Raw genomic sequence first — 22206 nt, forward strand, 5'->3', positions numbered from 1 at the left:
TCAATCCATCTCGAAGGATCACCCGATGACCGCCTCAACTATCGGCGATACGCCCATCAGAGCTAACCGATACACCACGTCCCAGGACGTAACCCTTCCCATCGCAGCATGGTGTGATCTTGATGCCGACGGGATAAAGATCATTGACGTGCTGGAGCGCAAGCTCCATCGACAGCTCCAGCCGGTGGGCATGGATCTCGAACTCTGGCAGTCGACCCCACATCGGACGCAGGAAACAGCGCAGGTCGCCCGCGACAAGAAACTCGCCGCGAGCCTGGCAGAGGAAGGCCCGATCAGCCTTCGGCCGCTCGCCACAGAAATCGCACAGTACGGCGGATCCTGCGAGCAGCAGCCGATCCATGAAACAGTTCTACCCGCACTGGCCGCCCAACTCGCCAGGCTCCTGAGCGCGAGTGGCAATGCTTGAGAACAATGAGCCGCCGCCGGATACCCGGTCGCCAGATCACGAGCAGCTCGATATTCTCGGGTTTTCGCACGCCCAGCTATCACGGGACGAGCGCTATGCCACGTGGAGGGCGTACGCAGCGCCGCTCACCAGCGGCGTCGGGGCGGTCGTCGAAGACCCCGATCATGTCGCCTTGAGCATAGCCGTCATCGGCGTCTTCGCCGATCACCCATCGAGCCAAGGCCTGACATTCGCGCAGATCACCTCGGGCCTTCGACAGCAGGGTGTTGACGAGGAACAGAAGGCCATCGAAAGGCGGCTCAACCACCTTCACCGGGAAGGCTTTCTGCTGTCGTACCTTCCAAAGCTCTATCAAGGCAGGTACGTGATCAGACCCGCCGGCCTAGTCGGCGGCCTGGCCGCGGAGCGGGTCGCGGAGCACGGTGGCGTCGACGAGCTGATGCTGCTGCTCGACCGCACCCGAACAGCGCTCAGCGTTCCGAATCCCGACCCGGTGGTCGTGCTCAAACACCTGAACTCATGCCGACACGCATTGACCGTATTCGCCATGGACCTCCAGCGGAGAGTCGCAACCGGCACATCGGCGGAATTGATCGAGGCCGGACGCCAACACGATCACACGAGCTACACCAGGCAGGTCGCCGACCTCAACAGCCTCGTCACACGGCACTTCTCCGGACACCATGATCTTGAAGACGCCGGCACCGCCCTGATCGAGGCCGAACTTCTCTATCGTGCGCAGGTCAGATCAGCCATCGGCAAAGTCCTGGCCCACGGCCGCTCCGGGCTCGACTTCGACGTGCTCACTCCCCGGGAGTACGAAGACGCGGCAGTGGAGGCCGGCCCCGATGCCCTCTCCGAAGTCGGCCGTTACCTCGTCGCCGATGCACCACCCATATACCTCGACGTCGCAGCGATGATGGAAGCCCTCGAAGGATTCAGCCCTCGGTCCCGCGGCCGGATCCGCCCCGCCGAGCCGCCCGCGCCCGCCGCCAGAGACGACCCTCTCACCGAGTTGGAGCGAGCCGCCGACCAGTCCAGGCGCCATCGCCAGCTGGGCATGGAAGCTCTACTCGCCGGCCGGAATGAGGTCGATCTGACCGCCACCATGCAGACGAGTTGGGAGACGGCCGTCCACGTTCTCTCAGACGCCATGGCCCTGGATGCCGACCCGAACGAGCCGTTTGTGCTGCACATCGCCGAAGAGATCGTCGTCGATCGTGACGCCCCGGTCAGCTATCTGCACCCGACACGGTTGATCCGCACCGACGGCATCTTCTCCTATACGGATTCCGAAAGCGCGGACACAACACAGCCTCGAGGTCCAAGGGATGACTGACCAGTCTCGCGACGCCGCGCTCCTCCTCGCCCGAATACGCGCTACCGGCGATGCACCGGTCCCGGACCAGGCCGATGTCGTGACCGCCGCAGCCGTCGCAGCCGACCGCATTGACAGACAACTGATTCGCCTGGTCGACACCGGTAGGGCGCGACGAGGGGATCGGCTGGTACTCGGATGGACCGACGGCGCGGCCCCCGACCCCGACCGGCATCCTTCTGCCCCACCGCTCAGGCTGGCCGCCGTTTCCTACCTCACGTTCGCGTTGTGCCTCGCCGCAGCTTGGCCGACGGCTGAGGCCGCTCCCTACCCAGGTCATGGGTTTCGCCGCTCGGACATCCTCGCGGCAGCCATTCAGATGGGTGCGAACAGCAAAAGTGTCGTGGCCGCGCTGGATACGACACTGCCCGCGGCCGGCCTGATCGCGTTCCATGGCGAGCAGGGCGTCCTCGGGCCCGCAGCAGCCGCCTTACCGCAGACCACGTGGGGGGAGCTGCGAAGAATTCACGAGATGCTCCCTCATGACAAACTCGCGGCCGTCGCCCCGACGACTGTCCCGTCGCCGTCGCCTGATCAAACCTCTGACAAAGCTGGCACGCGAACGATTTCCGCACCGCATTCCCGCCCGGTCACACCCTTGGCCACCAGCGTCTCCGCCATCGTAGCGGTGCTTGAGTGCGCCGAGACGGTCGTGGACCGTAAAGACCTCCCCCAGCTCGCTGATCCAGCGATGCGAACAGCGGTATCAGAAGCGCTCGAAGGCTGCGGACGTACCCTGGTGTCCGTCCCGGACAAGGGCTGGACCACCGGTTATGCTGAAGGCATCGCCGACGTGCTCGCCCAGTCCGGCCACGGCGTTCTCAACCCCGCCGAGCGAGCGGTCCTCACGCTGATCCTCCTTCGGACCGTCGCCATCCCCAGAGCACGCGGCCTTCAACGCGGTGACAGCTGGGCTGTGTCTCGAACTTCCACCAGCCTCGATGAGCTCGTGAAAACGCGCGGGCTCTCACGCGCAGCGATCACAGACGCTATTCGAGAGCTTCGGCGGAAGGGCTACGTAGACAGCAAACCCTCGGGCGGCTACATCCCAGGACCTGCGTTCTCGCGTATCGACGCGAGCCTTCGCGCAAAGCTCTGGGAGGACCTCATCGTCCTCGCCCGGCCGAACGGGTTCATGGCGGAACGAATCCGCGCCCGCCGTACAGAGCAGTTCACGACCGGCTCGGACGACTCACCTCGCGGCTTCGAGGAATCAAACCTATGACAACGACCGCCACCAACGAGACGGGGTTCGGCCTGCCGAACGATCGGCTTGGCGTCATCGGAGAACGCCAGCTCATCGCCGTGCAGACCATGGACATCGCACGCCTGACCGCACATCCGGTAGCGCTGATTCCAGAGACGTTCATCGCCATCACCGGCATGGGACCCGTGGACTCCAACGAATCCGGCAAGACCAGCTTCCTCTCCGCAAGCGCGCTCCTTCTGGGCGACCCGGAGTGGCGAGTCGCCGGAACGGGAGTGAGCAGCGTGACGTCGATGCTCTTCGAACCGATCGTCGCCGGGATCACGGCTCCCGGAAGCGCAGCAACGGAAGGGTACATCGTAGGGTTGTTCGCCGACCCTGCCGAACCAGTTGCCTCTGCATACACAGTGTGGATGAAAATCTCCGCCGGCCGCCCCCATCTCCAGGTCCGGCATGGGCCGGGAAGCCACCTCGCCAGAGGAGTCGGTGACGGGGAGCGGCATAAGGCCGCACCGGCCGTGTACAAGTCGCTTCCTATGGGACCACTGGGAAGCACGGAGTACGCCACGACCCTTTACGGTCGCAGCCCACGGGTTTTGGCCTATGTGGCCAGTCGCGGCAGAGTACGCTCTCGCCCGTCCCTGCTCAAGCTCGATGCCGGCACCTTCAGCCCGGAAGAAATCGGCGACGCGCTCATGGCCCTGAGCGGCCGTATCACGCTCTTCGAACGGGACCAGCAAGATCGGCAAGACTTGGCGGCGAAACAGGAAGAACTCGAACGACACATCCGAGACAGTCATGGTTTCACCGAGCGTGAAGACGAGATTCTCCGCCAAGTCGACGCCAGGAAGAGGATTCGGACTGACGCCCACGACGCGAGGTCGCACTTCCGGGCAAGCCAGGCCCGGGCCGTTCTCGACACGTATGCCCGAGCAGAGTCAGCAGCGCGCCTGCTCAGCACCGCAACCGCCGATCTGAACCGCCTTTCCGGGCAGCTTGAGACGCTGGAGACCCAGCGCGAGGAACTGCGGGATCTCGCCGGCCTGGAGCGTGCTTTGGCGCTGCGAGTGAACGAGCTCGCGCAGGCCAACGGAGCGTTCGACCAAGCTTCAGCGAGAGCCGCCGAGCTCGCGAGTCAGCTCAGCAGCCAAGAGCGGGCGGCTCGCGAGGCTCGGATCAAGGCAGCCGGGCACGACCTTGACAGGGATGGATCACCCCAGGAGGCGGCGCGAGCACGCGATGAGTGGATCGGGAAGCTCGCCGTCGCCAAGCAGGACCTCGAGGAGGCTGACAACGAGGTCGCCTGCACCGAAGAAGCGCTCGCGCGCGCAGCGGAAGGTCAGTTCGGGCCTGCCGGAGCAGTGATGCGGATTCTCGAAGTCCACGGAATCCCCGCTGTCTCCCTTGCTGAGAGCGTCAGCATCGAACCGAGCCATCGTTCGGTGTGGGAAGCACGCCTGTTCCCCTGGAGAGACGCGGTGTGCGTTCCCGACGAGTACCTGAAGCCGGCTCTCGCCGCACTCGCCGAGCATCCTGGTTCAATGGTCTTCGCCGGCCCCGCTCACAGTGAGAAACCCGCCGGCCTTCCGACTGGAATCCGCTCCGCACCCGAGCTCATCGCCCCGTTCCTGTTTCGGCTTTCGAGCCACGCAGCCTCCCTGGACCCGGTACCCCACGCATCAGTCCTCAACACCGGCGTATTCGTCGTCGGCGGCTTCAAGAATCCGGTCATCGGCCGCGACGAACTGACGGCCCATCTTGAGCAGTGTCTTGTCGAGGCCAGGAACCGCGCTGCCGAATCTCTCAGCCTTGTGTCGACCTTGACGAACGAAGTCAGCCGGGCACGTATCAAGGTCGAGCGCGCCGAAGCCGCCCACAAGATTGTTTTGCTGGCGCCTGAGATCGAAGCCCTCACCGGACAACTCAACCACCAGCGCAAAGTGACGGTTCCGCCCCTTCAGGAGGCTCGTAATACGGCGTTCAAGCTCCACGCGGACGCCGAATCCACGCTCAGGAACCGCAAATCGCGACTGGATCAAATATTCCGCGAAGTACGCTCAACCGAAAAAGCCCTGCGCGAGAAAGGGTCGGAAACCGACCGTCTACGCCAGGCAAGCCGCCCAGACGACACGGTACTCGCGGCCTGGGGCCGTGGACTGGAAGCCGCTCGTGCAGAGCTGAAATGGCCAGAGGCGCCTTTGACCACGACCGAGGTGACACACCTGGTCGACGAGGCCATGCCCCCGATCGGCGTTCAGGGAAACGAGAAGCCTGAGCGGCGATCGGTGGCGGCACTCCTCACCGCCGCCCAAAGCCAACTCGGCGCCGCGCTCGGTACCGTCCGCACCTTCACCGGCGGTACCGGCCAGCCCCCTTTGGAACTAATAGACCTGGCGGATTCCTATACGGCTTCGCTGCGAAACGGGGACGAGAAACCGGTTCGCCTGGAGCCACTGCTCGACCTCCTGGACGGCTGGCTCGACGAGCACAGCGACCGCGATCTCACCGCGCACGAGGAAGTTGCGAAGGCACGCACGCATCGCGCAGAGACAGCCGAGTTCGTCGGCTCGAGAATCCGCGAACTCCAGCAGGCACTGATCCAGACGCAGGAAGCAATCTCCCAGCGGGCATCGGGCGCTCTGAACTCCATCGGCGAAGCACTGAACAGACTGAACCGCGCGTCAGAAGGCGGCCTCGGTGCCGAACTCGAACACGAATTGACGCCGCCTGTCGCGCCCGACCAGCCGTGGACATGTCGTGTGGTCCCGCGTTGGCGCCGCAACCCGGGTGGTCCGATGCTCGCGTATGACAACGTCACGAACACAGCCCAAGAAAAGCTCTTCTCCATCCATTTGGTATTGGCCGCGCTCCTGGCCGCCCCGAACCCCCGAGGCCGTGTCCTGATCCTCGACGAGCTCGCCGACTCGCTCGGCGCAGAACACAGACGCGAAGTGCTCCACGCGATTGCTTCGGTGGCGAAGGAACATGGGATCACCATCCTCGCGACATGCCAGGACTCCATCATGGTGGAGGCGCGTCCGTATTGCAGAGAGGTGCTCTACTTCCATTACCCATCTCGCTCGGAAGCGCTCAACCTACCGACTCGAATGTTCGGGCTCGACCCGAACGGAGATAGAATCGAGTTGACGGCCGACGCCCTGATCGAAGGTCGCGGTATCGATGGAACACCGTTCCTCCCATTGGAATCCTAGGCGCCGTCGCGAGGATCGTTCACGTTTGCAGTGCGCTGCGATAAGGGTGGTCGTGGGGGACGGCGGTCCGGACGGGATCGGTGCCCCGAAGCAGCGGATCACGCACGGGGCCGCCCGAGTGTCACCCACGTCAACGCGCAGCCAGCACCACCCGGTCTGCGGCTGTCATTACCACCTGGCAGATGGCCAGGTGGTTTCCTGCAGGTGGCGGCCGACGCCTACCTGAGGCGGCTCGATACTCCACCGCAACGCACCGTCATCGATCACAGCAGCGAAAACGACATCATGTCCGTTCGTTCGCAGCATCCGCCAGGCCTCGGCCGCCATCGTCAGGAACGTACGAGCGAGAATGCCCTCACCGAGCGGCTCACCAGTCCTGGCAATCTCGTGGAGGTCGGTGGGGTCGTCCTGAGTCCGAGCCGCGAGACTGGCGTCGTCCTGTTCAACGAATTCGACGATCCGATCAAGACGCAGCAGCTTGTCGCGTTCTGCCGTGGCCACCCACACATGCGCCATGTTTCACCGTTCCATCTTCGGTACCTGATACTCCGCCATCCTGACAGGACGGTTGCTCCGGCCGTGGTAGGCATGGCCGTGTTGCAAACACCGAGCGTCGCCGCCGCGCGGAAGCCCCGTTACCCGGTGAGGGTCCTCCTGCACCGCTTCGCGCCGGTCTCGGCGAGCGGGTGCCCTATGTGTGCGCCAGCTACTTGTGCAACACGCCACTCTCCTCCAAACGCTGAAGCGCCTGCACCACGTAGCGCCGAGCCGTACCGCGGGAAAGGGGCGCCGGAAGTGACGCGGCAGCCTGATACGCAGCCGCGTTCCGCTCACGCACGTCTTCTGAGAAGAGGCGCAGATCACCGGACCGCGTCTGGTCCTTCAGCGCGGCTTCGAAGGCAACGCGCTTGGGACCAGGGCCCCGGCCGCGGCGTACCCCCTGGGCGGATGCCCTGGTTCGTGGGGCGCCCTTGGTGTCGGTCGGCGGCTCCACTTGCTGTTCGGCGTTCGTAGTGACACTGTGCGATGCGTCAGCGGCGCAGAAGGCGGACACCGACAAATTCGGCACAGCTTCGGCCTCGTTGCGCAGCAAACTGCGTCGGCTGTTCCACATCAGTGCTGGAAAGTTGACCCACAACGTGGATCTGCGCCACATGCTGCGCCGCGCCTCATCCCGTACCAGGATGTTGCGCAGGTTGGTGAGCAAGTGTTCCAGAAACACGGCGTACATCACGGGAGGTACCGCTGCGACGAGATACCCGCCCGGAGAGTGAGAAGGAGTGTGCAGAAGGTTCAGGACCACACTCGCCGTGATGCATCCGAGTAGCGAGGTTCTGGTAGCCGCGTTGGTACGGCGCTGCAGCGCCTCATAGAGGCGGAGAAGGGAAATGCCAGCCGTCCCGGCGTCCAGGAGTAGAGCCCAGACTTTCGCCTCTACCGCCTGGTTACCGTTGTGGGCCAGCACGTACGTCACCTGCGCGTGGTACGAGAGCCATGCGGAGGCACACGCGAGCGCGAACAGTACTGTCACGGACAGTGCCAGCAGCCCGTTGGTGATCCAGGTCGGCAGTGGAGGGGTGGCGGACATCGGTGTAGACGCCGCGGGCGATGATGCGCCCGGGCGTACAGGCCAGGCCGTACTCTGGTGGGACATCAGGGGGTGCCTTCCTCTGATCAGGCCCCGATGCGATCCGCCAAGATCTTCGTCATCGGGGCCGTTTGATTTCCGCGTTCAGCGGCTTCCAGTCGCCTCGTGCTCATCGAGGAACCGCAGCCAGGACGCCAGCAACTCGTCCTCGGTCGTACCGTTCAGCGCGCCCGAGTGACGTACTAGGCCGGCAACAGCAATTCGGATCAACACACTTGCAGTGATCGGATCGCCGGCCCCGTTCCGGGCTGCATCAAGTTCGCCAGCCATGTCGGTCAGTACTGCCGCATAGCTCCCCAGCGATGCAGCCACGCTCAGGAACTCGCGCCATGATTCGAGCAACTGCACTTCGTTGTCGCCATGTAGCCGACTTCTATGTTCGATCAGTCCGTCGATAGCGACGCGAAGCACCGTGTTGGCGGTGATTCTCTCGCCCTTGACACTGCGGTCGTCATGCAGCTGGCGAGCCAGGTGGTCCAGCCCGGTCTGCTGGTCGGGGCGGATCAGTGCCTGTTTCGGGCGAGTCTTCGGCCGTACATCCGAACCCTGCGGAGCTTCACGGCCTAGGAGCGTCATCGCGTACCTTCCACGTGAGATCGATTCATGAGCCTGCGCTGCCTACCTTTGTAACCCGCCATCAGCTCACAGCCAAAAAGATTCACTCTTTTGGACCTCTAAGACTTTAAGGGTCCTGAGCTATGGTGAATCTTGGAAACGCGAGAGGGGGCCGGGTTGGCGCCCGACCCCCTCCTTACACGCCCGACTCGGTGTAACCGCACCGGCCGGGCCAGGACACCCCTACACAGGAGGGAATCCAGTGACCCATTTTGCCATTCCCGACGACGAGTTCCTGCCCTTCGAGGACGAACCCGTCCCCGGTCTCGACGACGTGCTGCTCGCCGACGGCATCGAGCCTCTCGGGCTGTCGCTTGTCGGGAAAGATCTCACCTTCACCATCGTGATCTTCGCCGTCGCCGCCGGGATCGATGCTGGAACGTGGTGGAGCCGGTGAGCGAGCGAGCCGCCGACCTCGAAGTCAGCACATTCGCCGGAGTCTGACACTCCGCCCCCATCCCCTCGGGCTCGAGTTGGCGCTCGACCCCGTCAAATCGCGGCTCGGCCGGTGTAACCGCACCGCCCGCGCCAGGACACCCCTACACAGGAGGATTTCGTGTCTCAGTTCGTCATGCTCCGGCGCGCGTTTGCCGGAGTCGTGGTCCTCATGGCCACCGCAACCGTCCCTCTCGTGGAGCCGGATCAGCCGCGTCGTGCCGTGGCCTTCGGGCGAATCTCACGCCGCAGTGATCAGGTCACGATCTCCGACCTGCTGGCGCGCCCGGACGCAGCGTCGATCGTGGTTGGACGGTGATCGCAGTGTGTGATCTCCAGAAGCGTCACCTCGCTATGGCGTGCATCATCGATGCGGTTTTCTGCTCCGAGCTGGAAGCCGGCGCCGTTGTTACCAGCAGTCAGGTAGGTCAGGCCGTCAGAGACTCGCTGAGAGCCCATCGCGACTGGAACGGGCTGACACGGGCGGTCCGTGCGGCGTTCGCGGAGGCACCAGACGAGGCAGCCTGTCGTGAAGAATGGTGCCGTCGAGTGGCCGAAGACGCGCTGAACAGCGATGACATCGCGCTGGGCTGCGACGCCTTCCTGGCCTAGCTCCGCTTCCCGGCCGTCTCAAGCGCTGGCCGCAGCCGCCAAGCCGGCTTGCGGCCAGCGCCGCTCGGAGCGCACCGCGTTCATAGGAGCACTACGAGTTGCTGGGTGTTAGCTATGGGCCGATCCTAGGTGTTAGCTGATACGAACAGTGGCGACCCTGTTAGCTTCGGCCGTTCATTTGGGATCGACTGCTGGAGCGTTTGCGGTCACGACTCGGAACCGCTCCGGTATGAGCCAAGCCAGCACCAGGGTCGCCACTCCGACACCTTGCGGAGGACTGCATGCCCGAGAAGCACGCCACTACCGGTGACGGCCTAGCCGCCGAGACGATTCCGGCGCCCCGGTGAGCGCCGCCGAGCAGGCCGCGACGCATGCTGAGCCGTGGCTGTTCCTCGATGAGGTCCGGGAGATTTACGGATTCTCTGAGTCGAGCCTGCGGTACTGGCGCAAGACCCGCACCGGGCCAACGGCCTACCGCGTCGGTCGCAGGCTGCGCTATCCCCAGTCCGAGATCGAGTCATGGATGCGTGAGCAGGCAGCACGCGATCCAATAGCCCGATCCACGAAGAATCAGCCTGCAAAGAGATGACTGCTTCTCCGGTGGCGGTACCGATGATCGCGGTGCCGCTGCCGGCACGCAGGTAGCTCGCACGTTTGAATGGAGCTCACCAACACTGTGGATGTTCGAATCTGGCATCGCTCGTGGCAGCGCAAGAAGGGCAAGACCTACCAGGTCCGCTATCAGGTGGACGGGGGCCCCGAACAGCACCTCGACCCTGTATGGGCCAAGTCTGAGATGGAGGAACAGAAGCGAGAGTTGCGCAGCCGCCTGAAAAAGGGGCAGCTCCTCGAGCTGGCCGGCGGCAAAACTGAGTTCGAGGTCTTCGCCCGCGAGAAGTTGGAGGAATGGCAGCCTCCGATTCTGTCTTCCGGCACGTACAACCGCTACCGTCAGGTGATCAATGAGTTGCTGATCCCGGAGTTCGCCGGCAAAGCACTCGCTGACATCAAGCGGTCCGACTGCCAGAGGTGGCTGAACAAGCGCCTAAGGCAGGTGTCACGGGGCACAGCCGAAGTCGACAAGGCTGTGCTCACGAAGGTGATGACCACTGCGGTGAAGGAGCGGCTGCTCGATGCCTCGCCCGCGGTCGACCTGGATCTGCCGAGGGTCGATCGCAGGACTGAGAAGGTGAAGGCGATCACCGCCTGGTCGGAGGACACCGTCGACGATCTGGTCAACGCACTCCCCCAGCGGTATCGAGCACTCGGAGAGTTGGCGCGGGACACCGGCATGCGCCAAGGCGAGCTGTTCGCCGTGGCGCTCGAGAACCTCGATCTCAAGAAGCGAAAGCTGAAGGTCTGCTTACAGATCCGCTACACCGATGGGCTGCACTTCGCACTGCCGAAGCGAGGCAAGATCAGGACCCTGGACCTCATGGATACTTCGGCCACTGCTCTGGTTGACCACATCGAGGCCTATGGGACCACCGCGATCACTTTGCCTTGGGACCACAGCAACGGACCGCGAAAGACGTTCCACCTGGTCTTCACGAACACCAAGGGACACGCAATCCGTCGCGACCATTTCAACGAGTCTGCCTGGCACAGGGCGCTGCGTGCCTGCGGGATCACTCCGGCCGGCAAGTCGACAGGTATCCACCAACTCCGCCACCACGTGGCTTCCATGCTGCTGTCGCAGGGGTTGTCCATTGCCGAGGTCGCCGAAGTCCTCGGTGACACCGTGCAGGAAGTGTCCGAGACTTACGCGCACGCCATGCCTGACTTCGGCAAGCGGCTGCGCTCCATCAATACCGACCGAGCTGCACGGATCGCCGCCGCGCGCGAGGATTCCAGTGTGGACTGACGGCCGCAACGGTTCGGGCCGCTTGGCGGGTACTGCCTGTTACTGACAAAAAACTAACAAGATCACGCTGTCGATGCAGGTCATGCGGCGAGTCGGCTAATAAGCCGGATTCTGTCCTGCGCCGCCGTGCCGAAGCACGGCCGTGCAGTGGCGACCATCCATCTAGGACGCGCGTCGCCGCGCGTCTCGTGCGGTCTACCCGCAGGCTCGGGCGGACCGCCCTCGAACACCTGCGCAGGCTCGGTTTCCCGGGCCCTTTTGACCTTGCTCCGGGTGGGGTTTACCTAGCCGCCCGGGTCACCCCGGGCGCTGGTGAGCTCTTACCTCACCGTTTCACCCTTACCCGCCTGACGGCGGGCGGTCTGTTCTCTGTGGCACTGTCCCGCGGGTCACCCCGGGTTGGTGTTGCCAACCACCCTGTCCTGTGGAGTCCGGACTTTCCTCGACACCGGTCGCCCGATGCCGCGATCGCCTCACCGACTCGCCGCGCGTCCAGTATACGGGGACGGGAGTTCGCGGGTTGACGCGCGGGCCGGCCCACGAGGTCGATCGTGCACGAACTGCACTCGGACCGCGTATCGGACCGGCGCCGGAGCCGGCGAATCACAGTGCGCTGAGCCCCCGCTCCCGGGTCCGGATCCGGACGACCTCCAGGATCGTCTGGGTCCAGACCCGGCCGGGGTCGCCGTGTGCGGCGCGAGCCGCGCTGACGATGATCCGGACGACGTCGGGGGCGTCCTCGTCCGCCGCCACGATCTCGATCCGGATCCGTGCCGTGGTGTTGGACACCAGGGCGTGGGCGCGGTAGACCTCGACGCGCAGTTCCCCCGTGACCTCCTCGGTTCCGGAGACGGTCAGCCCGCTGACGCCGAAGCCAGACAGGGCGTCCAGGACCCGCGAGAGGGTGGACGGCTGGAGGATCGCGGTGACCAGTTTCATCTGGCGGCCTCCAGCCGTCCTAGGTGGTCAGCGGGTCATTCGTCGAGCACGGCGGTCTGCGTGGCCGGCGACGCGGGCGCCGGTTCGGCCCCAGGTTCCGGCGCCGCTCTCGCCGCGGCCGGGGCGGCTCCGGCGAGGGCGGTGAGGGTGTCCGCCGGGTAGACCTCTTCTTCGTGGACTGCGATGTCGCCGGTCTCCAGGGCCGCGTCGGGGAGTCTGAGCCGTACGAACATGCCGATCAGCTTCAGCAGCAGGAACGTCACGGTGCCGTCCCAGACGATGATGGTGAGGCCGGCCCCGAGCTGGGTCAGCAGGCTGTGGAAGCTGTGCCGGCCGTAGGCCAGGCCCGGATAGGTGGTCGAGCCGCCGGGATAGACGATGATCTTCGGGTCCGCGAAGATCCCGACCAGCAGGCCTCCGGTGAGGCCGGCCACGCCGTGGGTGTGCACCACGCCCAGCGCGTCGTCGACCTTCTTGAACGGCCTCGTCGCGCTGAGCTTGTACCAGGACGCCCAGACCACCGCGCTGGCGATGGCGCCGATGGCGATCGCGCCCATGCCGTTGACGAAGCCCGCGGCGGGCGTGATGGCGACCAGCCCGACGATCATGCCGTTGATCGAGCCCAGCAGCGTCGGCTTCTTCTGCGGGCTCAGCAGCATGTCCATGAACAGCCACGTGAGCAGCGCGGTGGCGGTGGCCAGGTTGGTGTTGATGACCGCGGTCGCAGCGTCAGCCCCGGCGAAGTACGGGTCGCCGCCGTTGAAGCCGTTCCAGCCCAGCCACAGGATCCCGGCGCCGGTCGCGCACAGCAGCAGGTTGTTCGGCGCGGAGTGCTGCCGGTCCCGGGCCAGCCGCGGTCCGATGACCGCGGCGGCGACGAACCCGCTGGTACCGGCCGCCAGGTGGATGACGTACCCGCCGGAGTAGTCCAGCGCGCCCTTGGCCGCCCACCAGCCGCCACCCCACAGCAGGAAGGCGTTGACCGAGTAGACGAACGTCGTCCACAGCGGGATCAGCAGCAGCCAGGCCTTGAAGCTCATCCGGCCGACGACGCTGCCCAGGAACAGCAGCGGGGTGATCGCGGCGAAGACGAACTGGAAGTAGACCAGCGACGACTTCGGGAACCGGAAGTCGGGGATCGAACCGCCGCTGCCGGACAGCAGCGGAATCGTCGCCTGGCCCTGTTCCTGCGTCGACCCCAGCACCGGCCCCGGATGGCCGATGAAACCGGTGGCGGTTCCTTTGACGCTGGCATGGATCATGGGCTTGCCGAAGCCCATGTTGTAGGCCCACAGCACCCAGACGATCAGCACCAGGGAAAAAGCGCTGAAGGCCATCAACATCGTGTTGACAGCCCATTTCTTCTGCACCAGGCCGCCGTAGAGCACCGCGATGCCGGGCAGGCTCATCAGACCGACGAGGGTCGCGGCCGTCAGCTGCCAGGCGTTGTCGCCGGCGTTCAACCATGGTGGATACGGATTCATCGGAAACCTCCCGCACGCTGGCCGTTCCCCCCGCGTTCGGGACGCGGGGTTCGCTCCTGAAATATGGGCCGGCTGCCGGATGCGCTATGGATCCACTGCGAACGGTGCGACTGATGGGTTTTCGGAGGATTGCCGGTACATCTCTGTCTGGTTAAGGACTTCTCACATCATGCGGAGAAACGCCCTAGTCCTAGCTCTGCTCGCGCTCGGCACGGCTCCGCTCCACGCAGAACTCGTTTCCTTCCGGGTCGAGCAGGACGGCCCATCCCGTGCCATCAGAGTTGCGGTGATCCGCGAACAAGGTGGCGCCGAGGGTCAGAAGCCGCTCGACTTCCTCGTCTCGGGTACGGTCTTGAGGCTGAAGGTCGACGTGGACCCGGTTCTTGACCGCCTTCGACTCGGGAACCTGGATGAACAGCAAATCGGACCCGACAAGCCCGACCTCGCCATCTCCGGGCTGGTCCTCAGGATGGAGCGTCGTCCCGAAGACCTCCGCCCAGAAGGAGGCCAGCTTGTATGGGTCAGCGCAGTCGAAGGTGACGTGACGTACGAGAGAGGTCATGGCGGGATTCTCTCGGTCCCGAGTCGACGGGGCAACACGGATTCGGCAGCCCCGCAGCTCTGAGCTGGGATTGCTGTGGCTTGCTTGCTGGCTTGCCGGCTGCCCGGCCAGCCGAACCGAACTAGTCCGGCTGCCGCCCCTGCCACGTCGTGATGCACACTTCATTGCCCTCCGGATCGGCGAGCACCCAGAACGCCGGCGCCTCATCCTCGTACGTCAGCCGGCCACCCGCGGCCAGGCCCGCGGCGATGCGGCGCTCGGCCTCATCGTGCGGGACGCAGATGTCGAAGTGGATGCGGTTGCGCTGCGGGCGGGGTGCGTCCATCTGCTGGAACCAGATCGCCGGGCCTTGGCGTTGCGGGTCTACGAGTGCGTCGGTGGGGCCGTTCTTCTTTCCTTCGTCCTCGTAGGCGAACACCGCCTTCCAGAACGGCCGGACCGCCGGGATGTCGAGCGCGTCCACGCCGATCTCCACCAGTTGCAGTGCGCGCGTCGTCTCGCTCGCGACGTCGGCGGACGTCTCCAGGCCCGCTTCGCGCACCGCCAGTGAGACGCGGCCCGCCAGGTCCGTGTCGACGTTCGTCACCGCGGCGGCGTCGAGGGATTGGAGGACCAGCACGACCTTGTCGGCTCGGACGTCGAACCACAGGTGGCGGTCGGCGTCCGTCGCGCAGGCCTCGACCGCCTTCGTCGCGACCGCGCTTCCCTGCGCCAGCGACGTCACTGCAACCGCGGTGCGCAGCGTCCCGAGCAGGTACCGCCACCCGATCGACTCGACCGCGTCGGACGCCTCACGCATCCGCAGAACTCGTTCCGGCTCGGGCGCCATCGTGCTCCTCAGCTCTTCTCAATACTCTTACTACCGTTGTCGGGGTTCTTCTCAGAATCCTTATCAATACTTTTAGCACCGTTGCCCGCGATGTTCTTCGCCGGCCGGTCCCGCACCGTGTACCGCGGGTCCGTGGCCTCGAACAGTATCCGCCGGGTCGTCACGTCCGCCTCGGCCAACCGGACCCGCGTCTCCTGCCCCAGCGGCAGGTCGTGGCCGTCGCAGCGGGCGCGCACCGCGGGCTGCGTGAGCTGCACGATGCCGACGTCCGGCTTGCCGTTGTGGTCCCAGTCGATGCGCTCGTTCAGGTCGATCACCACCGCGTCGAACTCCTCGCCGACGCGGTCCTTCAGCAGCATCGTCTCCACCAGGTCCACGCACTCCCGGTCCACCGCCGAGCCGCGCCGGTCCGCGCCCTCCATCACCGCCGGCAGCTTCGGCAGCTCCGAGCGGGCCCAGTCCGGGACCTCCGTCCCGGCGCACAGCGCCACGCACACCTCGCCCGCGTAGCGGTCCGCCAGCCGTCGCAGCGGCGCGGTGACGTGCGCGTACGTCGCGGCCAGCGCCGAGTGGCCGGCCTGCTCCGGCACGCCGCCGTCGAAAGCCGTGTAGCCGGCGCCGCGCATCAGCGTCGTGGTCTCCTGCAGGAACGCCGCGTGCGCCGGGATCGCCGGGTCCAGTCTGCGGATCAGATCGCTGTAGCTGACACCCTCCGGCCAGCGGATCTTCAGCGCCCGGGCCACGCGGTGCAGCCGGTGGTAGGCGAACTCCGGCGGGTCGGGCATGGTGCGCAGCAGGCCGATCTCGCCGTAGACCATCAGCTCGGCGGCGGCCATGCCGGTCAGCAGCGAGATCTGCGCGTTCCAGTTCTCCACCGGCAGCGGCGTGCGGTACTCCAGCGACCAGCTGTCGCCGTCGGCGACCACGACCTGCGCCGGCACGCTCAGGCTTATGCCGCCGCGCTCGGCCTCGCGGTCCTGGCGCAGCGTGCCGATCTCGCGCAGCAGGCGCAGGACCTCGTCGGCGGTGCCGGCGTCGAGTGCCGCCTGGGTGTCCTGGTAGTTCAGCTTGGCGCGGCTGCGCACGCGGGCCCGCCGCACCTCGACGTTCGTGGTGTCGCCGGAGGAGTCCAGATCGATCTGCCACAGCAGCGCCGGGCACTCCTGCCCGGGCAGCAGCGATGCCGCGCCCTCGGACAGGATCTCCGGGTGCAGCGGCACGCGCATGTCCGGCATGTAGTACGTCTCGCCGCGCCGGTGCGTCTCCAGATCCAGCACGCTGCCGGGGGTGACGAACGCTGCGACGTCGGCGATCGCGTAGTGCACCCGGTAGCCGCCGCCCTCGCGCTTCTCCAGGTGCATGGCCTGGTCCAGGTCCATCGACTCCGCCGGGTCCAGGGTGACCAGCGGCAGGCCGGTGGCGTCCGCCTCGGGCATGCGCGGGGCCTTGGCCGCCGCCTCGGCCTCGGCCCGGGCGTCGGCCGGCCAGGGCCCGGGCAGCTGCAGTTCGGCACGGATGGCGTCGAACCCCGCGCGCAGGTCGGCGGCCGGGACGGCGGCCTCGACGGTGAGGACTCTTTGCGGCATGCCAGCACCTTATGGGGTGCCGGTGGGCCGTTGCACGCGTCCTGCGATCATCGTCACGCCCGCGCCGGGGCGGCGGCCCCGGGCGTGGCGTGCGGTTTCAGTCGATCAGTCCTCTGACGGATCGCCGGCCAGGATCCGGTACAGCGCCTGCCGGGCGCCGACCAGCACCCGCGAGGCCTCGGCCCGCTGGGTCTCGGTGCCGACCTGGATCACCTGCATGTAGGCCATCGCCAGCTGCGCGATGACGTCGCGGATCTTGGTGGCCTCCTCCGAAGGCCCCTCTTCCTCCTCGATGCCCTCCCAGGGCGCGGTCCACTTGGCGCGGTTGTCCCGCACGTAGGTCTTGCCCTCGTCGGTGAGCGCGAACATCTTGCGCCCCTCCCCCTCCGTGGTCTGGACCATGCCCTCGTCCTCCAGCTGCTGAAGCGCCGGATAGATGGATCCGGAGCTCGGCTTCCACGCCCCGTTGGTCCGCTGCTCGATCTCCTGCATCAGCTGGTAGCCGTTGGCCGGCCCCTCGTCGAGCAGGATCAGGACCGTGATGCGCACGTCGCCGCGCCCGGCGCGGCTGCGTCCGCCGTGCCGGCGCCGGCCGCCCGGCGCACCCGGCGGCGGACCGAAGAGCCCGCCGAGGAAGTCGAACGGGGTGAAGGTGCCGCCGGCGCCCGGGATCGGCGGCATCGGCCCGGCCGGGGGCATCGGGGGCATGGGCGGCATCGGCGGGGTGCCTCCCGGCATGCTCCAGCCGAAGCCTCCGCGGCCGCCGCCCCGGCGCGGGCCGCGACGGTCTTCCCGGCGCTCGTCCCGACGGTCGTCCCTGCGGTCTTCGCGATCCTCCCGGTACCTGGCGCGGTGCTCCTCGCCGCGCGCCCGGGCCTCGTGCGCGTGATCGCGCGCGGCTTGTTCGAGTCGCTGCTTGAGCTCCCGCTCGCGCTGGGTCGCCTCCTGCTGAAGCCGGCGGCTCTGCTCCTTGAGCTCGCGGAGCTGCTCACGCAGCTGCTCGGCGCTGCCACCGGCGTTGGTCTCAGTGTTGGTCTCAGCGCTGGTCTCAGTGTTGTCGGTGTTGTCGGTGTTCTCGGTGTTGTCGTCGTGCTCGTTCTGCTGGTCGTGCTGCTCGTCGGCCATCTCGCCGCCTCCAGTTCCACTCACCGGCGACAGTCGTCGCCTCTCAACGATATGACGGATGCTCCCCCGGCGCCCCCACCGGAAGCAGCGGCAGGTACCGGAGCCGCTCCCGGTCGCCACGCGCGCCCCGGTCCGCGTACCGCCGGGCCCGCTGCCGCTCGCGCAGGCGGATCTCCATTTCGATCTCCTTCGCGGCCCGCGTGCGGCGCTCGGTGCGACGCCACCGGCAGGAGCCGGTCGGCCGGTGTCCCTCGATCATGATGTCCTCCCCATCGACGAAACGACTTCCGAAGGTGTTCTTCGATAGCTCAACGATATATCGCTAACTATCGCTCCGCAAGTCCTCGTCCCGGCGAGTCTTCGGACCTGGCCGTTCCATGGCGCCGCCGATGCGCGAGAATGATCGCCGTGCTGATCCTGCTCCCGCCCTCCGAAGGCAAAGCCCCCGACGGCGACGGCCCGAAGGTCGACCCGGCCGCGCTGGCCTTCCCGCAGCTGGCCAAGACCCGCAAAGCCCTGATGGCGGAGCTGACCCGGCTGGCCAAGGGCCGCGAGGCCACCGCGCTGGAGGTGCTGGGCCTGTCGCCGAACCAGGGCGGCGAGCTGGCGGCGGACCGGATGTTGGCCACCGCCCCGACGCTGCCGGCCGCCGACCGCTACACCGGCGTGCTCTACGACGCGCTGGACCTGCCGGGCCTGCGCCGCGACGACCCGGAGGCGTTCGCGCGCGCCGAGGCGCGGGTGCTGACGTTTTCCGGCCTGTGGGGTGTGGTGCGGCCGACGGACGCCATCCCGGCGTACCGCTGCTCCGGCGGTGTGACGCTGCCGAAGGCGGGCCCGGTGGCGAAGCTGTGGCGGGCCGCCCTGACCCCGGCGCTGGCGCCGGCGGTCGCCTCAGGGCTGGTGGTGGACCTGCGGTCGTCGATGTACGCGGGGATGTGGAAGGCCCCGGCCTCGGCGGCGGAGCGCACCGCGACCGTGCGGGTGCTGCACGAGCGGATCGTGGACGGCGTGGCCAAGCGCAGCGTGGTGAGCCACTTCAACAAGGCGACGAAGGGACGGCTGGCGCGGGCGCTGCTGGTCGGGGACGTCGTGGTCGACACCCCGAAGGAGTTGGCCGAGGCGTTGCAGGACCTGGGGTTGCGGACCGATACCGCGGCGCCGTCCAGGCCGGGGACGGCCTGGACGATCGACGTGGTGGTCGACTCAGTGGCCTGACGGGCGCCGAGCCGCCGGGCCGCTGCGCTCAGTTGCTGGAGCTGGCCGTCGAGCCGGGGCTGGTGCTGGTGCTGGTGCCGGATCCGCCGCCGCACAGCGTGGCCAGCGGCTTCGAGGCCTCGACGGCCTTGGCCAGATCGGCATCCGCGGACTCGTAGTTCGCGACGTCGTGGCCGACGTTCTGGTAGTCGGTGCCGACCGTTTTCAGCGTCGCCCTCAGGTCGGAGTTGTCGGTCTTGGTGTCCTGGACGTGCAAGGCGTTGCCGGCGGTGCGATAGTCCTGGGCGCTCCGGGAGTGGGAGTCCTTGTCCGTCGCCAGCTTCGACTTCAGTGTCGCCAGCACGTCGCGGACGTTGGAGCAGACGGTGTGGTCGACGTCCGACGGAGTGGGCGTCGGACTGGCCGCGGAGGTGGAAGCCGCGCTGGTGCTCGGGGCGGCGCTGGAAGCCGTGGCCGAGGGCGTCGGGGACGACGAGGTCAGCGGGCGGGTCGCGGCGGCGTTCTTCGGCTGCACGGTGACCGAGCAGCCGGCCAGCGCCGCGACCACGGCCGCGGTCACCGCCGTGGCCCGCACGACACCGGCCCGTCCGGCGGTGGTCCCGACCCCGTTCTCGTCTCCCGCGCGGCGCGGGCCCATCCGTTCCATGAGGCCGGAGTCTATCCACGATCACCGCGACGCGAAGCAGGCCCGGGAAGATCCGTCGCGCCAGGCCTCAACCGGTCAGATGCGCGGTGTCGTTGAACAGGCGCATCAGGGCGCGACCGTCGGAGTAGCACGTCACGACCGACAGCGAGGCGGCTGAGAGTTCCATGGCGTACAGGGACTCCGGCGGGGCGCCGAGGGCCTCGCGGATCAATGTCTTGATAGGCGTGACGTGCGAGACGACCAGCACGGTCCGGCGCGCGTGCCGGGCCAGCAGCGCCTCGCGCGCCGCGAGCACGCGGACGGTCACGTCGTCGAACGACTCCCCGCCCGGCGGCGCGACGGCGCTGGACGCCAGCCACGCGCGATGCTCGGCGGGCCAACGCTCGCGGACCTCGGCGAAGCTGTGGCCGTCCCAGAGCCCGAAGTCGGTCTCGCGGAACCCGGGATCGATCTCGACCGCCAGGCCGAGCGCGTCGGCGACGGCCTGCGCGGTCTGGACGGTGCGCTGGAGCGGGGAGGAGACGATCACGTCGATGCCGCCCCGGCCGGCCAGGCGCCGGGCGACGGCGCCGACCTGCTGAAGGCCGGTGTCGGAGAGCTCGGGGTCGCCGACGCCGGAGAAGCGCCGCTCCGCGGTGAGCGCGGTGGCGCCGTGGCGCAGGAGCAGGAGCGTGGTCGGCGGGCCCATGTCGGGGGCCGGGGTCCAGCTCGGTTGCCGCTGCGCCGCCGAACCAGAACCAGAACCAGAACCAGAACCAGAACCAGAACCAGAACCAGAACCAGAACCAGAACCAGAACCAGAACCAGAACCAGAACCAGAACCAGCGGATCCGACCGCCCGCGACCTGTCAACCGGCATCGCAGTGCCGGAATCCGCAGCCGCCGGGCTGGTTTCGCCGCCGACACCCGGCAGGGCTTCCTGCACGACAGCCGCCGACTCAACACCAGCCGGCGCGCAGGAATCCGCAGCCGCCGAGCCGGTTTCGCCGCCGAAGCCCGGCAGGGCTTCCTGCACGACAGCCGCCGACTCAACACCGGCGGGCGCGCCGGAATCCGCAGCCGCCGAGCCGCTTTCGCCACCGACACCCGGAAGGGCTTCCTGCGCCACGGCCGCCAACTCAGCACCGGCCGGCGCCGCAACCGCCTCCCTGCCGCCGGCCTCTCCTGCGCCGTGCGCCTCCCGCGCCGCGCGGAAAGCCGCGATCATCGCCTCCGCCTCGGCCACCTTCGCCTTCGCCGCCGCCGCGTCGTCCAGCGCCAGGTTCGCCAGCGCGTCAGCCCTCTTGTTCTCCGCGCGCGGCACCCACGTGTAGCGGACCGCGCCGGGCCGGGGGAACGCCGTGCGCGCCTGCACCGCCAGCGGTCGGAGGTCCGGGTGCTTGATCTGCCACTCGCCGGTCATCTGCTGCACCGCCAGCTTGGAGTCCATGCGCACCTCGACCTCCGCCTCCGGGTCGAGGGCGTAGGCGGCGCGCAGTCCGGCGATCAGGCCGCGGTACTCCGCGACGTTGTTGGTCACCACGCCGAGGCCCTCGGCGAGTTCGGCCAGGACCTCGCCGGTGGCGGCGTCGGCGACCAGCGCGCCGTACGACGCAGGGCCGGGGTTGCCGCGGGAGGCCCCGTCGGCCTCGACGATGAACCTGCGCGCCATGGTTGTCTCTGGTGTCCTTGCTGTCCCTGTTGTCCTTGCTGTCCTCGCTGTCCGACCGGCCCGGTCCGCCCCGCGCCCTACAACCCCGACTCCGCGACGCGCACCAGGATGCTGCCGCAGACGTCGTGCCGGACGACCTGGTCGGCGGCCGCGGCCTTGAGCGCGTTGACCTCGCTGATGTCCAGCTCCAGCTGGCAACCCTCGCAGCGGCGCCGGCGGATGGCGGCGGCACCCACGCCGTTGTCGGCGCGGATGCGCTCGTACAGCGCCAGCAGGTCCTCCGGGATGACGCCCGCTGTGGTCTCGCGCTCGGCGGTGACGGCCTCGACGTCGCGGTCGATCTGTTCGGCGGACTTGGCCAGCGCGGCGTTCACCTCGTCGCGGCGGGCCTGCGCCTCGTCGCGCTGCACGGTCATCTCGGCGACCCGGGTCTGCGCCGCCTCGCGCCGCTCCATGACCTCCAGGACCACGTCCTCCAGGTCGGACTGGCGCCGGGCCAGGGTCTGGAGCTCGTGCTGGATGTTCTCCAGGTCCTTGGCCGAGCCGCGGCCGGACTCCAGCATCTGCCGGTCCCGGGTGGCGCGGTTCACCACCTGCTCGACGTCGGCCTCGGCCTTCTTCTGCTCGCGCGCGATGTCGCCCTCGGCGGTCTCGGCGGCGACCAGGACGTCGCGCAGGTCCGCCAGGCGCCGGTCCACCTTCTCGGCCTCGGCCAGCTCCGGCAGGGTGCGCCGCTTGTGCGCCAGCTGCGCCAGGCGCACGTCCAGG

At 67.4% G+C, this 22206-nt stretch carries 23 protein-coding genes and 1 other RNA gene; 10 read left to right on the forward strand and 14 right to left on the reverse strand.

What is annotated here, in order from left to right; translation table 11 throughout:
- From ABH935_RS17825 to ABH935_RS17840, 4 genes are all read left to right on the forward strand, one after another.
- On the forward strand, window positions 1–427 hold a 427-nt coding region (locus tag ABH935_RS17825), incomplete at its 5' end, for a Wadjet anti-phage system protein JetD domain-containing protein (protein WP_370379014.1).
- Entirely contained in the window at window positions 420–1766 is a 1347-nt protein-coding gene (locus ABH935_RS17830; RefSeq protein WP_370379015.1) for a hypothetical protein, read from the forward strand. The genes ABH935_RS17825 and ABH935_RS17830, both read left to right, overlap by 8 nt.
- Window positions 1759–3030, forward strand: coding sequence for a hypothetical protein (locus tag ABH935_RS17835; RefSeq protein WP_370379016.1), 1272 nt, complete (start codon window positions 1759–1761; stop codon window positions 3028–3030). The genes ABH935_RS17830 and ABH935_RS17835 overlap by 8 nt, the downstream gene beginning before the upstream one ends.
- Complete coding sequence (locus tag ABH935_RS17840) at window positions 3027–6224, forward strand: hypothetical protein (protein ID WP_370379017.1); 3198 nt, start codon at window positions 3027–3029, stop codon at window positions 6222–6224. The genes ABH935_RS17835 and ABH935_RS17840 overlap by 4 nt, the downstream gene beginning before the upstream one ends.
- 168 nt (window positions 6225–6392) lie before the next feature.
- Here the strand turns inward: ABH935_RS17840 and ABH935_RS17845 are convergent, their stop codons facing one another.
- The 3 genes from ABH935_RS17845 to ABH935_RS17855 all read right to left on the reverse strand — a co-directional run bounded on the left by ABH935_RS17845 (window position 6393) and on the right by ABH935_RS17855 (window position 8448).
- The gene (locus ABH935_RS17845) at window positions 6393–6740 is read right to left on the reverse strand and encodes a hypothetical protein (RefSeq protein ID WP_370379018.1); all 348 of its coding nucleotides are present in this window, start codon (window positions 6738–6740) and stop codon (window positions 6393–6395) included.
- 190 nt (window positions 6741–6930) lie between these two features.
- A complete protein-coding gene (locus ABH935_RS17850; RefSeq protein WP_370379019.1) occupies window positions 6931–7812 on the reverse strand; it encodes a DUF2637 domain-containing protein in 882 nt (293 codons plus the stop codon).
- A 144-nt stretch (window positions 7813–7956) separates the two neighbouring features.
- Window positions 7957–8448 (reverse strand): hypothetical protein, encoded by a 492-nt coding sequence (locus ABH935_RS17855; RefSeq protein WP_370379020.1) that lies wholly within the window; start codon window positions 8446–8448, stop codon window positions 7957–7959.
- A gap of 241 nt (window positions 8449–8689) precedes the next feature.
- Here ABH935_RS17855 and ABH935_RS17860 point away from each other — a divergent pair, with 241 nt between their 5' ends.
- The 5 genes from ABH935_RS17860 (at window position 8690) to ABH935_RS17880 (ending at window position 11398) form a co-directional block, all read left to right on the forward strand.
- Entirely contained in the window at window positions 8690–8884 is a 195-nt protein-coding gene (locus ABH935_RS17860; protein WP_370379021.1) for a hypothetical protein, read from the forward strand.
- 159 nt (window positions 8885–9043) lie between these two features.
- Window positions 9044–9241 (forward strand): hypothetical protein, encoded by a 198-nt coding sequence (locus tag ABH935_RS17865; RefSeq protein WP_370379022.1) that lies wholly within the window; start codon window positions 9044–9046, stop codon window positions 9239–9241.
- A 35-nt stretch (window positions 9242–9276) separates the two neighbouring features.
- Window positions 9277–9534 carry a hypothetical protein gene (locus tag ABH935_RS17870; protein WP_370379023.1) on the forward strand — a complete coding sequence of 86 codons (258 nt, stop codon included), beginning with the start codon at window positions 9277–9279 and terminating at the stop codon, window positions 9532–9534.
- Between the two features lie 343 nt (window positions 9535–9877).
- Window positions 9878–10123 (forward strand): helix-turn-helix transcriptional regulator, encoded by a 246-nt coding sequence (locus ABH935_RS17875; RefSeq protein WP_370379024.1) that lies wholly within the window; start codon window positions 9878–9880, stop codon window positions 10121–10123.
- 69 nt (window positions 10124–10192) lie between these two features.
- The gene (locus ABH935_RS17880; protein ID WP_370379025.1) at window positions 10193–11398 is read left to right on the forward strand and encodes a tyrosine-type recombinase/integrase; all 1206 of its coding nucleotides are present in this window, start codon (window positions 10193–10195) and stop codon (window positions 11396–11398) included.
- A gap of 84 nt (window positions 11399–11482) precedes the next feature.
- Here ABH935_RS17880 and rnpB read toward each other — a convergent pair.
- The 8 genes from rnpB to ABH935_RS17920 all read right to left on the reverse strand — a co-directional run bounded on the left by rnpB (window position 11483) and on the right by ABH935_RS17920 (window position 18182).
- An RNA gene (rnpB, locus tag ABH935_RS17885) (RNase P RNA component class A) lies at window positions 11483–11882 on the reverse strand.
- Between the two features lie 119 nt (window positions 11883–12001).
- The gene (locus ABH935_RS17890; RefSeq protein ID WP_370379026.1) at window positions 12002–12337 is read right to left on the reverse strand and encodes a P-II family nitrogen regulator; all 336 of its coding nucleotides are present in this window, start codon (window positions 12335–12337) and stop codon (window positions 12002–12004) included.
- Window positions 12338–12372: 35 nt separating this feature from the next.
- A complete protein-coding gene (locus tag ABH935_RS17895; RefSeq protein WP_370379027.1) occupies window positions 12373–13821 on the reverse strand; it encodes an ammonium transporter in 1449 nt (482 codons plus the stop codon).
- Between the two features lie 190 nt (window positions 13822–14011).
- Window positions 14012–14383, reverse strand: a complete 372-nt coding sequence (locus ABH935_RS17900; protein WP_370379028.1) for a VOC family protein — start codon at window positions 14381–14383, stop codon at window positions 14012–14014.
- A gap of 121 nt (window positions 14384–14504) precedes the next feature.
- Entirely contained in the window at window positions 14505–15182 is a 678-nt protein-coding gene (locus ABH935_RS17905; RefSeq protein WP_370379029.1) for a VOC family protein, read from the reverse strand.
- Between the two features lie 38 nt (window positions 15183–15220).
- Window positions 15221–16798 carry an RNB domain-containing ribonuclease gene (locus ABH935_RS17910; RefSeq protein ID WP_370379030.1) on the reverse strand — a complete coding sequence of 526 codons (1578 nt, stop codon included), beginning with the start codon at window positions 16796–16798 and terminating at the stop codon, window positions 15221–15223.
- A gap of 105 nt (window positions 16799–16903) precedes the next feature.
- Window positions 16904–17923: a helix-turn-helix transcriptional regulator gene (locus tag ABH935_RS17915; protein WP_370379031.1), complete on the reverse strand. Its 1020-nt coding sequence runs from the start codon at window positions 17921–17923 to the stop codon at window positions 16904–16906.
- Between the two features lie 43 nt (window positions 17924–17966).
- Window positions 17967–18182, reverse strand: coding sequence for a hypothetical protein (locus tag ABH935_RS17920; RefSeq protein ID WP_370379032.1), 216 nt, complete (start codon window positions 18180–18182; stop codon window positions 17967–17969).
- Between the two features lie 149 nt (window positions 18183–18331).
- Here ABH935_RS17920 and yaaA point away from each other — a divergent pair, with 149 nt between their 5' ends.
- Window positions 18332–19141: a peroxide stress protein YaaA gene (gene yaaA, locus ABH935_RS17925; protein WP_370379033.1), complete on the forward strand. Its 810-nt coding sequence runs from the start codon at window positions 18332–18334 to the stop codon at window positions 19139–19141.
- Between the two features lie 28 nt (window positions 19142–19169).
- Here yaaA and ABH935_RS17930 read toward each other — a convergent pair whose 3' ends face one another.
- The 3 genes from ABH935_RS17930 to ABH935_RS17940 all read right to left on the reverse strand — a co-directional run bounded on the left by ABH935_RS17930 (window position 19170) and on the right by ABH935_RS17940 (window position 22199).
- Window positions 19170–19787 (reverse strand): hypothetical protein, encoded by a 618-nt coding sequence (locus ABH935_RS17930; protein ID WP_370379034.1) that lies wholly within the window; start codon window positions 19785–19787, stop codon window positions 19170–19172.
- Between the two features lie 67 nt (window positions 19788–19854).
- Window positions 19855–21438 carry a bifunctional RNase H/acid phosphatase gene (locus tag ABH935_RS17935; protein WP_370379035.1) on the reverse strand — a complete coding sequence of 528 codons (1584 nt, stop codon included), beginning with the start codon at window positions 21436–21438 and terminating at the stop codon, window positions 19855–19857.
- Between the two features lie 77 nt (window positions 21439–21515).
- A complete protein-coding gene (locus ABH935_RS17940; RefSeq protein WP_370379036.1) occupies window positions 21516–22199 on the reverse strand; it encodes a zinc ribbon domain-containing protein in 684 nt (227 codons plus the stop codon).
- Window positions 22200–22206 lie beyond the last annotated feature (7 nt).

Origin of the sequence: Catenulispora sp. GAS73 (genome assembly GCF_041262085.1) — a bacterium.
Taxonomy (GTDB): Bacteria; Actinomycetota; Actinomycetes; order Streptomycetales; family Catenulisporaceae; genus Catenulispora.